The sequence below is a fragment of the Methyloglobulus sp. genome (assembly GCF_040079455.1).
Taxonomy (GTDB): domain Bacteria; phylum Pseudomonadota; class Gammaproteobacteria; order Methylococcales; family Methylomonadaceae; genus Methyloglobulus.
The window spans coordinates 1-12198 of sequence record NZ_JBEBKJ010000099.1; the positions used below are offsets into that span (position 1 = coordinate 1).

Here is a 12198-nt window from a genome sequence, read left to right on the forward strand (position 1 = left end):
GACGCCGTGTCGGATGGCCTTGCATGTTGACTACGCTTCCGCTCGCGCTCCAACTCCGTCAACACGCCCGGCCCCTACGGCTACGCGGGGGTCGTCGCAGAAAATCCATTTCAAAATCCACCGCCTTATGAAAAGCTGATCGGCGATTGTGTAATACCAATCCCAATAAGTTCACAAGTTATCCCTTCTCCAGTGGGAGAAGGTTAGGATGAGGGGTTTCAAATAACAACTTATTGGGATTGGTATAATTTGTATTTGGAGTTTTCTTCAATGACATCTGGCTGAAACAAGATATAGTGGACAAGCACTGGAAAGCTGCATCTATATCAATCGGCTACTAATACTGAATACAATGGCAACTTGCCAGAAGAAGCTAACCAATTGAGTCTATTTGATTAAATTACCGGACAATACTGACTTACGATAAGTCATTTATCATTGTTCTGACTCCTTCTTAGCGACCTTATCCCGCAAATAAACTGGCATGGCGTATTCAGCAGCAACCGCTACGCCTTGTTTAAAGCCTTCAAGACCTAACCGTACGACTGCCCTGGCTCTGGGGAGGTTGTCGGCTTCATGACGGATGAGGTGGTGGGATAAACGGGTTGTTAATTCCTGATGATAGGGTTTCCAACCTGAGCCGATACCCACCCCAGACAGTTCGGGGAATTCAATGTCGTATGCTGGTAATACGGCTTCTTTTCCTAATAATTCGGCATAACCTAAAGCATTGCGCTGATAAACGCCCCAGTAAATCTCATTCATCCTTGCATCCATTGCCACGAAAGCAAGGTTTTCGTTGTTATGGTCGAAAAAATCCTGCGCGACTGCGGCTAAATTGGACACGGGTACTACGGGTAGGCCGAGCGCAAACGCGATGCCTTGGATAATGCCCGTTGCTATTCGTACGCCCGTAAAAGAACCGGGGCCGCAACCAAACGCCAAACAATCAAGATTGGAGGGTTGTAAGCAAGCATCAGCAAATAACCAATCAATCATCGGCAAGATTAGTTTGCTGTGGCCATTGGTAGTCATCTCGTAGCGTTCGTGTATTTCCCCGTCGATCATCAAGGCGGCGGAACAAGCTTCGGTTGTGGTTTCTACGGCCAGCAATTTCATGATGCTTCCTCTTGGATGACCTCATCTGTTTGAAAAAAGGCTCGGACATCCTCTATATCACGAGTGCGCTTCATTGCTGGCACGCTGTCCAAAAACTGTTGACCATAAGAACGTTTTAACAAGCGTGGATCGCACACCATCAACACGCCACGGTCGGTTTCATCGCGAATCAGTCGGCCTATGCCTTGTCGTAAGGCGATGACTGCGGTGGGCAGTTGATGCTCAAAGAATGGATTGCCGCCGTGTTCGGTGATGGCATCCAAGCGAGCCTTAAGTACCGGATCACCTGGGGATGAAAATGGCAGTTTGTCGATGATTACGCAGGATAAGGCTTCACCCCTAACATCGACGCCTTCCCAAAAACTTGCCGTCCCCAGTAACACGGCATTGCCTATGCGCTTAAATTGCTCCAATAACTGGGCTTTAGGCTTGCTGCCTTGAATAAGTAAAGGGAAATCAATTCGGTTTTCCAATAATTCTGCGGCCTGTTTGAGTGCACGGTGGCTGGTAAACAGAAAAAACGCCCGGCCTCGGCTGGCCTCCAGTACCGGAATGACAAATTCGACGATAGTTGGGATAAAATTGGCATCATCAGGCTTGGGCAAGCCTTTCGGATGATAAAACAGGGAATGGTTAGCGTAATCGAACGGGCTGCCCCATTGTTTGCCATAGGTATCGCTTAAGCCCAGATTGTTGGCGAAATAGTCGAACTTATCCGCCACACTCAAGGTCGCCGAGGTAAAAATCCACGTTGCCTTATGTTGCTGCATGAACGCCTTAAATTCTTTGGCAATGTCGAGTGGGGTGCGGCTTAAGGTAAAGGTTTTCCGGTGCGTTTCGTACCAGCGTATCCACTGGCCTGATTTATCATCAACAATATCCTGTAATTGTTGGGATATTTCCTCAGCCCGTTTGTAACATAAATCCAGTTCCTTGGTTTTGACCGATGCCAGTTTCAGTTGCCCACACAAGCGTTGCAACTGTTCCTTGACGGTATTCAGGCCAGCCATTACCTTTGGGTTATTTTTGACCTCCTTCCATTCACCACGTTTAAGCTCAAGCCCAAACGCTAAGCGTAAGTCTTTCACTTCATGTTCCAAATCTTCGCAAGCAGTGCGTAATTCTGGCAGGTCGGTGGCATCTTTGAAATATTCGATTAAGCTATCTTTAGCCAGATCAATTAATTGCTTACCGCCGATGTGGATACCGAGAAAGTTGGATGCAGTTTCCGCCAGTTGGTGTGCTTCATCGACAATAACCACCTCGGCGTGAGGCAATAATTCACCAAAACCACTCTCGCGGATAGACCAATCCGCACATAACAAATGGTGATTGACGACCAATAAATCGCACTCCTGGGCTTTTTTTCGGGCTTTCATCAGAAAGCATTCACTGTATTCTGGGCAATCCTGGCCCAGGCAATTATCCACGGTGGAGGTCGCCAAATACCAGGCCGGATCGCCCTCGGTAAGTTCAGCCATTTCCGCAATGTCGCCAATTTTAGTGCGCTTGGACCACGACTTAATCTTTGTTAATGCTGCGGCTTCTTCCTTATTGAAACCTAAGCTTGAATCCAGTGAATTTTGCAGTCGATACTTGCATAAATAATTGCTCCTGCCTTTCAACAGTGCAGCGACAAACGGCGTTTTAAGGGCTTTACGGATAATCGGCAAATCCTTATTGAAAAGCTGATCCTGCAAGTTTTTGGTGCCAGTCGAAATGACCACTTTTTTGCCTGATAAAATAGCAGGCAACAAATACGCAAAGGTCTTGCCTGTACCCGTTCCGGCTTCTGCAATTAAATTATGGTTTTCATCAATTGCGTTAGCAATGGCTTCCGCCATTTCAGTTTGAGCTTCCCGGGGCTGGTAGCCTTCCAAAACATCGGCTAATGCGCCATCGCCACTAAAAAAAGACTTTAATTCGGTCACTTAAGGATTTTGCTCGGATAAAAAAGGACAGTAACCATGCAGAGTGTACATGGCGGAATCAGAGGTGCTTATTCTAACCGGATTTTAAGGTAACATGGGGCTGGCGATTTTCAAGCTAGGCTAACGACAATATAAAACTATCTGCAACACAATTAACGCTTAGATATTGGGTCTTCGCCCTTTAAGAAAATACAGAGCGAAGATCAGGATGAGGCCAAGATGAGATCAGGATTAATGGGCTAAAAGTTGTTCAATTGCCTGTTTCATAGCAGGGGAGTTGGGCGTGACCTGGCTGTCGAAATATTGCACGACCTTACCGTCCGCATTCACCAAATATTTGTTGAAGTTCCAGGCGGGTTCTCTTGTTTGTGCAGCCAAGGCTTTGAATAAAGGGTGTGCAGATTCTCCAGTTACCTTGATCGGCGCAAACATATCAAAGGTAACGCCATAATTAATAAAGCAAACATTGGAAATTTCTTGCTCATCTTTAGCTTCTTGATTGAAATCATTGCTGGCAAACCCCAATACCACCAGTCCCTTATCTTTGTATTGCTTGTACAGCTTTTCAAGCCCACTGAATTGCGGTGTAAAACCACAATGGCTGGCGGTGTTGACAATCAAAAGAGGTTTTCCCGCATACGCCTCGCAAATATTAAGGGTTTTTGCGGAATGTAGCTTTTGGATGTGTTGGTTTAAGTATTCGGGACATTGCCCAGCTTTTAGGGGCATAGAAATAGCCAACATTGAAACTAGCGTAAGTGTAGAAATTAATTGATACGACATAACAACTCCTTTTAACTAACTTATTTATGGATTTAGTGTATCCGCCAATTCAGGAAACACAACCCGTGTTATGTGACCCGAAAATGCAAAGTCCATGCTCAAAACCAACTTGAAAGCTCTAAGTTTGATAAAATTCCGCCTTCTATAAAAGTCGATTCGGAATAATAATGAAAAAAATGGTGGCACTATCCATTTTGCTAATGTTTTCGTCTGGCACTCGCGCCAGTGATGACTGGGGTACGTGGATCAGCAATACCTATCAAACCGATTTTGGTGGCAGTAAATACTTGGCATTTATGGAATTGGCACCACGTTTTAAACTTGATAGCGGCGATTTCCAGCAATTTATCATCAGGCCGTTAGTTGGCTATAAGCTGGCCAAAGAACTGTCATTGTGGCTGGGCTATACCTGGCAAGGTGAATACACCAAAGGCCATGATGATGAATTTGATAACGCTACCAACGACATCGTAGAGCAGTTGCAATGGGTACATGACCTTACGCCCGACTTGAATTTCCAATACCGTTTCCGGGTGGAGCAACGGTTCTTCGCCGATGCCGACGTGGCGCACCGTTTGCGTCAACGGTTTCGATTCCAGCACTCCATTCCAGGCACGAAAGCCTACCTGATTGCGTTCGACGAGTTGTTCATCTATTTCAATGACTTGAATTACAGCCCACGTGAGGGTTCTGTACAACAGGGTATAAACCAAAACCGCTCTTATGTGGGGGTCGGTTATAAAATAACGCCGCATATCAATGTCGACACCGGCTATCAACTGCAATATGTAAATAACTACGTCAAACAAGATTTGTTCAACCATGTCTGGTTGACGAATGTGAATGTTAAGTTTTAAGGCACATACTCCTGAGACGGCGAAAACAAAATAAAATCGCTGGAAATTAGCCTTACAATTTTCATGTTGTTGATATTAATTACATAATAGGCGTGCAAACCTAGATTTGCATTCACAATAGTATTATTCCCTGTCTCAGGCTCACTCCATTTTAAGTAGCTTTTGAAAAAACAACTAATCCCCGTTTTCTGCTTATTGCATATGGTCGCCATTTTCTGGTGGACATTACCCCACAGTTTTGGCGAAATGGTGCTGGCAAGCAATGAGCAAAACACTATTGAAACTAAGTTGCTTAAATGGTTAATACTGGATGAAAGCCCTCGCGTTACTGCACTGTTGAATGGCTATATGGATGTTACTGGTAGCCAACAGTACTGGGATTTTTTTGCTCCGCAAAGCCCCAGATTTCATCAATACTTGTCGGTTTGCGATGGCATTATTACCGATTCTGAGCAGGAAAAAATTAGCTGCAAAGGCAAACCTTTGTTCAGCAATCTTGACAAAAATATTAAGGGTTTCAAACGCTTTGGTAGTGATCGTAGCCGGTTGTATCGGCTGACTGAAAATCTTGTTAATCTGGAAGAACCGTTATTTTTGCAAAAATTTACGCAATATTATCAAACGCATCATCGTAAAAAAAATTCTGAAAATGCACCTGCCCAGTTAGTTAAGCACCAGTTTGAACTGCATCCCGAACTTAGAGACTTGCCCAGTGCAGGTTACCGCATGGATAAGCTCTTGTTTGATAATCGATAAAATGCACAACGCGTGGGACAAGTTTTGGTTTAAGCCGATAGATTCAAGGCAATATGCCGCATTGCGGATTGCTTTTGGTGGCTTGTCTCTTGTTTATTTCATCCAATTGTTGCCATATATGGAAGCGCAGTTTAGCGGCTCAGGTTGGTTGGGCGATATTCAGCAAATAGCGATGCAAAATGGGGGAAGTTGGTCGCTGTTTTTCTTACAGGCAGATGGTCATGCTGCAACGCTGGCTTATGCAATCGTCATCTCGGGCATAATTACCGCTTTCTTGATGATGATAGGCTGGCAAAGCCGGTTAGCCACTTGTATCACTTGGCTGGTGTGGGTTTCCCTGTGGAATCGCAATCCACTGTTATTGGATGGCGATGACGCGGTGCTTAAGGTAATGTGCTTTTACTTGATGTTGTCGCCGTGCGGAAATTGCTGGTCAATTGATGCTTTTTTACACAGCAAGCCGCAAACTGTCGCCATCTGGCCGTTACGGCTAATGCAATTTCAGATAGCATTAATCTATTTTGTGTCCGGTTGGGTTAAGTTTCATAGTCAGGAATGGCTGGATGGCACGATATTGCAGTATGTTTTGATCCATCCGCAGTATTCGCGCTGGGATGGCTGGGAAATCATCGACAAACCGATGCTGACAGGATTATTGGCAGGACTTGCTGGGTTTATCAGATGGTGGGAGCTGCTGTTTCCGCTTTTGTTGCTCAACACAAACACGCGAAAATTAAGCATTCTGATTGGCATCTTATTTCATATTAGCTTGCTGCTAACCATGAACCTACGCTGGTTTGCTATCATCATGTCGGCTTTGTATTTGGTGTTGATAGCCAACAGCAGTTTTCTTCGTTTTGAGCAGAAGCTGCTGAAATATTTCGGTTTATTGAGTAAGGCGCAATAGCAGTTCAGCGTATTGCGCCAAATTTTGTGTTCCATTTGAATCTCTTAAAATTTAAAAAGCTCCTTCTCCCTCTGGGAGAAGGTTGGGATGAGGGATTTAAAATCAAGCGTTTACAACCCTCACCCTAGCCCTAGCCCTCTCCCAGACGGAGAGGGAGTCCTTCAAGGTGAAATTAAATTGAGCTTAATAACTAAATCACTCAGCAACTTTAACTAACCAACCGCCAGAACCCTTACAATTGCTTTGTGCATCGGCATTAATTGCAATTCTGGCAAAACCGCCTTTTGCAGTTGCAGGTAGTTTGCCGCTGACGGCAAAAGTACTGTCACTTTTTTTATCGACTTTTACAGTAGCGGCTTCGCCTTTTACCGCGACCTTAATGGTCGTCGGATAGGTATTCTTGGATGCAATGAAAGAAAAATCTGAACCCGCTGCAACTTGGGCATTTTCCGCTGGAGTAAAATCAGTAAATTTGGGTTTGTCACAGGCTTTTGAGCTACTGCTACCGCCGCCGTACGCCCAGCAAGTACTGGTAAAAATCATTAAAGCAAAAACCCATAAGCAATTCGTTTGTTTCATTTTTATGCCTCATCGTGTTGTTATAGTGGTTTTGTGTGTACGCTATACACGTTAACTGATTTCGACCAATTGTCAAACAGGTGTCAAATCAGTGCCTGTTAACCTTGAGATTTCCGGCCTCTGGGAATAATCTGCAATATCTTTCTAATATGCCGTTCGGTAATAAAAGCCAGAAAGAAAAGTTGCAAGAAGTTATCCGCTACGATGATATCCAAACCAATTTTTTCGGGAACAACTTCCTTGCGCGTATCGAACAGTTTGTCCCAAAATGCCAAGACGATGCCGTAATTACTGTCGTGTTCAACACGCAATGTCGAGTGATGAGTGCGGTGCAGGGAAGGCGTAATGATGACTTCCGACAATTGCTTTTCATTGTCGAAAGTCAAATTGGAATGGTGAAAGAATATAAAAAACAACTGGATAGTTTCAATTGCAAGCACCAAGTAAGCATCAACCCCGATAAGGACAACAAACAGGCATTTGTACGGGATTTCTAAGAACAGGTCAAAAACATGAAAACGAAAACCCGTAGACGTATTAAAACTTTTGTCGCTATGATGCACCTTGTGAAATCGCCAAAGGAACTCGTATTTATGGCTGGCAACATGCCAAGCATAGATCGCTAAATCATATAGCAGAAAGGCGAATAGCCATTTGACAGGATTATTATTCCCCATACCACTTAACAGACCATACGACGAAAATTGTTGCGCCACAAAGAACAGCGAAGTTGCCCTAAGTGCAGTCAGAATGACGTTATTGAATACGAAGGTTGCCGTGTTGGTTATGAAAGAAGCCTTATCTATTTTGTTGGTGAAGCGGCGATAAGGCTTGAGTTTTTCCATGACCACTAAGGCGATAAAGCCAAGTATTGCGATACCAAACAATATTTGACTCGGAAGCATACTGGCTGGGTCGTTTTGCATGGTCAGTTACCTATTTTGTAAGTTACAAAGCTAATATGAAGTTTAGACCCTATGTCAGAATCAATAACAGCTCAATCAACTAAAAATCAGCACCAGGGGACAAGGTATCGTTCAATAAACGGGTAAGCTCACTGATCTCATTTTTGGCGTTTTCCTGATAGGTGATGTCATACTGTACGCCTAGATAATAAATAACCCTACCTTTACGGTCAAATAGCGGGGTAATTTTCAAATGATTAAAAAACAACGCACCATCTTTTCGATAATTTCTGAGTGTAACTTCTATGGGTTTATGGTTTTTGATGGCCTCTGCAAGCTGGAATCTGGCCTCTTGCTCTCGATCTGGCCCTTGTAGAAACCGACAATTGTAACCAATAATATCTTCTTGGGAATAGCCCGTTAATCTTTCAAATGCTTTATTGGCATATACAATCGGCATCCCTTCTAAGTCTGGATCCGCAAGCGTTACCCCGTTAACACATTCATCAAGTATTGATGATAGAATTTGCGGTATTAAGCCATTATCTTTCTCAACAACAAAACTCATATACAAACTCCTATTCGGTCAGTTACTGACAACCGTCAGCTAATAAATTTTTGATATTTTCCACAGTATTTTCAGCACCTTCTTCGATGGACATGCGGATCAACTTCTCAAATGGACGCATGAAAAGTTCCAATTCGAGAAGCTCAAAAGAAAATTCCAATTCTGTTAAATCCTGGTCATCGCGACCAAGAAAGTGGTAAGTATTCCTAAACTGTGCGTCTACACCTATCAAGGTCATTTTTTTAAACATCTCAAATTCGGACACTTCGAATATTGATTCTATTTTCTGTCCTTGTTCAATACGGGTTTGCTGTGCTCTGGCGCCTACAAAAATGTCCGTCCCAGTCAGCGGTTTAAATTCCGAAACTTCAACGGCCCATTTAGGATAATTATCAAAGAAATGTTTGCCTACGAAACAAAATACATAGGTTACTGGTTTGTTGATTTCGATACTGGCCTTGCCCATTACTGGTCGGGAAATGTCGAAAGGATACATGAAGCATTCTCCTGTCAAGGTAAGTGGCCTGCCTTGGCCTAAGTTAGGTCATACACTGTCAAACTCAATGTATCCACTTTAGGGGAAATTGCAAATCAGAAAATATATCAAATTTAGGGGATCTCTAAAAATCCCCATAACAACTTTTGGGGATTGATATTTGTTATGGGTTCTAATACCAATTCCAATCAGTTCACACATTATCCCTTCTCCAGCGGGAGAAGGTTAGGATGAGGGAATTCAAATAACAACTTATTGGGATTGGTATAATACGATGGACATTGATTAGCCCTTACAAGCTTGGCTTATTTGTTTTGTCCTCAATAACGCCCGGTTGGGTTGTGTAAACCCAACCGGATACTGCTTGCTACGGCAACTGGGATAAGGAAGTGGCCCCGTCCCGCAGCCCCGGTTGTTGTTTCTATTATGGCAACACAAGCCGGCGGTCGCCATCCAGCCACATCACATGCAAAATGAAATAAAATCATGTGATACCCGCTGGCAGGGGTATTTTTTGAGAAGGGTACAAAACTAATTGCAGTAGTAGACTCAATAAAGCGCAACAAAATTAAGCCTACTTTCCGCCTTGAGCAATGCACTCATATCAAAACCCATAAGCCCAAGTAAAACTCAACGCCCCGTCGCGGTCGAGTTGATAGCCGTTGACATCGGTGTACACGGGTTGCAGCCATTCGAAGCTGAGTTTGTTGCCTGCCAAAGCGCCGCTGGGTACGGTGGCGCTCAGGCCGAAGCCGATGTCTACATATTGACCGCCGTAATTGGTGGGGGCATCCATGGGCGAAGGTCGGTCTTGGCCATCGAGCCGATCTTTCTCGAACGCTAAGTTAGCAAGGCAGGTGTCATATTCCGCTTGATGAAAGTAAGGCGAACCATCGTCCACTCCATCCTCGTTCAGATCATCAGCACGGGTAAAATCCCCTATAGGGCAGAAGTAGAGTCCACTGGTTTGATATTGATGTCCACGCGGATACTCGCCCTTGATGCCACCCTGCCTAGTGTAGGCCGCGCGTACTGAGGCGGATAGCCAGTGGGTCAGGCTGTAGCCGCCCCAGACGCTGGTTTCAAACAGGTCGCCCAAAACATAGCCGGATTTATTACGGTCTTCCAGGCGTTTGATGCCTCCGACTTGCACGCCCCACGATAAATCATTGGCCTTGCCGGTATAAGTCAGGCTGGGCTTGAAATCCCAAGTGCCGCTGCCAAGCTGCATACCGTAGTGGATAAAGCCGCCGTCCAGGTTTTTAGTGCCTGCATCCCTTAGCTTGATGCCAACGTCTCCGGTAGGTGCGCTGCCCCCTAAACTGATATGCAGATGATGGTGGGGCGTATCGAATAATTTGACCATCGCGTACAGTCCGGTGTCGCCGATACCGCCAGTTTCATGTCCATGAGCCCCATGTGTGTGCCCTGCTTGACCGCCATGATCGGGAGGTGGCAGGCTGGGCGGTCGATACAAAGACATGCCCATATCCATAAATTGTGGCATCAGCATCAGAGTCAGCCAATCGGTGGGGGCAACCATCAGGTCGAGCATGTGCATACTCATGGTCATTTCCTTTGGAAACAAGATGCAACCATCTGTTCCTGGGCAACCGTTAGCAATAACCTGCTGTTCACTGATAGCATTAGTGTTATGCAGCAAATCTCCGCCTTGTAGGTTTTGCATATAGCGGTAGCCGACCATCATATCCCCGGCCTTGTCCAGGGTGTGTCCAAACAATACGCCAGCGGGTACATTAGGGTGGTCATGATGGCTTGCAGGGTGGTCATCGCCCGCGCCACCTCCTTGTCCTACGGCAGACAAATTGACTTTAAGCGCGGCATTGGCGACCCAATAATCAAAATTGGCAAAGGCTTTCTCGCCGCCACTGCCCAATTTAAGGCTGCCTTGGTGGGTGTAGTATTCAAATCCAGTTTCCAGGCGTATGCCCTTGGCAAACTCTTTGATGACCGTAACCCCGCCGCTCAAGGCGCCATAGCCCGATAATCGTTGGTCACTGGAAAAGTTTTCGGGGAGGTCGAATTGATAAATGCCGTCATCTGGATTCAAAGTTGTGCTGGTTACGAAGAAAGGCTTGTAAAAATCTGCCGCATCTTGTGAGTAATAACGCACCCTGGGCGTCACCGTCCAACCATAACCCAATGGTTGCACCCAGTCGGCGGCAAAGGTATGGGCATTAATGCCCCAATCATCATGGGCAAACTGGTAATCAAAATGCAACGCAGCACCCAACGATTCCACATGCCGCACCAATCTCGCCTTCCAGTTCAACTGGTTGCGCGTATCCGGGCGTTGTTCGATAAAGGCACTTCCTCTACCAAAGCGAATGCCTGGGGGCAAATTCTGCTGATTAGGATCATTGGGGTCTACACCAAAAAACCAGCTTAACTTATAGGGGTTTTCCATAAAACCCGTACTGCGGGTATAACCCATACCCAATTCTGCCAACGCATTCTTGCCCAGCACCTGGGTCAGACCTAGGTGGCTAGACCAGTCTTCACGGTTGCCCTGCAAAGTATTTAAGTCGGTGGTATTGTTGTGATCAATTTGACCTTTGTAAGCGAGTGAATTAAACCAGTCGTCGCCATTAGGTTCCAGAACCGCGCTAATCGCACTATTGGTGTAACTGCCTCCCAGGTTAATCGTGGTTTGCTTCTGGTTGAAATCCATACGCCCGCCCAGGTTAACAAAGCGCGACTCATAATCCCGTTCCGTCGAGATACCGCCACCGATATCCAGCGCCGCTTCGTCCCATTCATAACTCAGCTTAAAATCGCCTTGTTTGCGGGTTTCCGGTGAGGCGTAGGACAGCACATGCACTGTCCGGTCCCTTAAGAGGGACGCTTCCCCGGTGACCGGATCAGAAACAAAATAAGCAGGATTGCCTTTACTATCCAGAAAAGTGCCTGCAGATGCGTACGGTGACGCCCCAGTCAGGATGGGCGAACCATCGTCTCCGAATCTACGGTTAACGCGATTGGCGCCGGACTGTTCTGGCGCGCTGCCGATGGGCGTGGCACCCGACCATGTGTCTTCGGTATAGTTAAAGGCGAACTTGATGCGGTCGGTCAGGGTAATCCGGGCGCCGCCGTGCAAGCTGTCTACTTCGATTGGGTTGCGGTTGTTGGGTACGGGGTATTTACTTTGGATTCCGGTAATTTGATGTGTGAGCAATCTATTAACACCTTCGCGCCTGCCTTCCTGGTAGTGGCTGTACTGGAAGTCGATGGTGTCTTCTTCGGCGGCGTGGGCGGGGGGCTGGAATAAACCGGGCA

General features: G+C 45.8%; 11 protein-coding genes. 3 read left to right on the forward strand and 8 right to left on the reverse strand.

Features of this window, described 5'->3' with window-relative positions:
• Positions 1–435: 435 nt before the first annotated feature.
• The 3 genes from tsaB to ABL924_RS16255 form a co-directional block, all read right to left on the reverse strand.
• On the reverse strand, positions 436–1119 hold the full coding sequence (gene tsaB / locus ABL924_RS16245) for a tRNA (adenosine(37)-N6)-threonylcarbamoyltransferase complex dimerization subunit type 1 TsaB (RefSeq protein ID WP_349028148.1): 684 nt from the start codon (positions 1117–1119) through the stop codon (positions 436–438).
• Positions 1116–3050 (reverse strand): ATP-dependent DNA helicase, encoded by a 1935-nt coding sequence (locus tag ABL924_RS16250; RefSeq protein ID WP_349028149.1) that lies wholly within the window; start codon positions 3048–3050, stop codon positions 1116–1118. Before ABL924_RS16250 ends, tsaB begins: the two co-directional genes overlap by 4 nt.
• A gap of 231 nt (positions 3051–3281) precedes the next feature.
• Positions 3282–3833 (reverse strand): glutathione peroxidase, encoded by a 552-nt coding sequence (locus tag ABL924_RS16255; protein ID WP_349028150.1) that lies wholly within the window; start codon positions 3831–3833, stop codon positions 3282–3284.
• Positions 3834–4000: 167 nt separating this feature from the next.
• Here ABL924_RS16255 and ABL924_RS16260 point away from each other — a divergent pair, with 167 nt between their 5' ends.
• From ABL924_RS16260 to ABL924_RS16270, 3 genes are all read left to right on the forward strand, one after another.
• The gene (locus ABL924_RS16260) at positions 4001–4690 is read left to right on the forward strand and encodes a DUF2490 domain-containing protein (RefSeq protein ID WP_349028151.1); all 690 of its coding nucleotides are present in this window, start codon (positions 4001–4003) and stop codon (positions 4688–4690) included.
• A gap of 162 nt (positions 4691–4852) precedes the next feature.
• A complete protein-coding gene (locus tag ABL924_RS16265; protein ID WP_349028152.1) occupies positions 4853–5446 on the forward strand; it encodes a hypothetical protein in 594 nt (197 codons plus the stop codon).
• A gap of 1 nt (position 5447) precedes the next feature.
• Entirely contained in the window at positions 5448–6353 is a 906-nt protein-coding gene (locus tag ABL924_RS16270) for an HTTM domain-containing protein (RefSeq protein WP_349028153.1), read from the forward strand.
• A 195-nt stretch (positions 6354–6548) separates the two neighbouring features.
• Here the strand turns inward: ABL924_RS16270 and ABL924_RS16275 are convergent, their stop codons facing one another.
• The 5 genes from ABL924_RS16275 to ABL924_RS16295 all read right to left on the reverse strand — a co-directional run.
• Complete coding sequence (locus ABL924_RS16275; protein ID WP_349028154.1) at positions 6549–6932, reverse strand: hypothetical protein; 384 nt, start codon at positions 6930–6932, stop codon at positions 6549–6551.
• A 98-nt stretch (positions 6933–7030) separates the two neighbouring features.
• Positions 7031–7858, reverse strand: a complete 828-nt coding sequence (locus ABL924_RS16280) for a sterol desaturase family protein (RefSeq protein WP_349028155.1) — start codon at positions 7856–7858, stop codon at positions 7031–7033.
• Positions 7859–7937: 79 nt separating this feature from the next.
• Complete coding sequence (locus ABL924_RS16285) at positions 7938–8405, reverse strand: PAS domain-containing protein (protein WP_349028156.1); 468 nt, start codon at positions 8403–8405, stop codon at positions 7938–7940.
• Positions 8406–8427: 22 nt separating this feature from the next.
• Entirely contained in the window at positions 8428–8901 is a 474-nt protein-coding gene (locus ABL924_RS16290) for a hypothetical protein (RefSeq protein WP_349028157.1), read from the reverse strand.
• Between the two features lie 604 nt (positions 8902–9505).
• Positions 9506–12198, reverse strand: a 2693-nt coding sequence (locus tag ABL924_RS16295; RefSeq protein ID WP_349028158.1) for a DUF3570 domain-containing protein, incomplete at its 5' end; no start/stop codon positions are given.

What these genes read in the sequence shown, in the direction of transcription:
- tsaB (WP_349028148.1), bottom strand. Translation starts at nt 1,119, where the DNA reads ATGAAATTGCTGGCCGTAGAAACCACAACCGAAGCTTGTTCCGCCGCC.
- ABL924_RS16255 (WP_349028150.1), bottom strand. Translation starts at nt 3,833, where the DNA reads ATGTCGTATCAATTAATTTCTACACTTACGCTAGTTTCAATGTTGGCT.
- ABL924_RS16260 (WP_349028151.1), top strand. Translation starts at nt 4,001, where the DNA reads ATGAAAAAAATGGTGGCACTATCCATTTTGCTAATGTTTTCGTCTGGC.
- ABL924_RS16270 (WP_349028153.1), top strand. Translation starts at nt 5,448, where the DNA reads ATGCACAACGCGTGGGACAAGTTTTGGTTTAAGCCGATAGATTCAAGG.
- ABL924_RS16275 (WP_349028154.1), bottom strand. Translation starts at nt 6,932, where the DNA reads ATGAAACAAACGAATTGCTTATGGGTTTTTGCTTTAATGATTTTTACC.
- ABL924_RS16280 (WP_349028155.1), bottom strand. Translation starts at nt 7,858, where the DNA reads ATGCAAAACGACCCAGCCAGTATGCTTCCGAGTCAAATATTGTTTGGT.
- ABL924_RS16285 (WP_349028156.1), bottom strand. Translation starts at nt 8,405, where the DNA reads ATGAGTTTTGTTGTTGAGAAAGATAATGGCTTAATACCGCAAATTCTA.
- ABL924_RS16290 (WP_349028157.1), bottom strand. Translation starts at nt 8,901, where the DNA reads ATGTATCCTTTCGACATTTCCCGACCAGTAATGGGCAAGGCCAGTATC.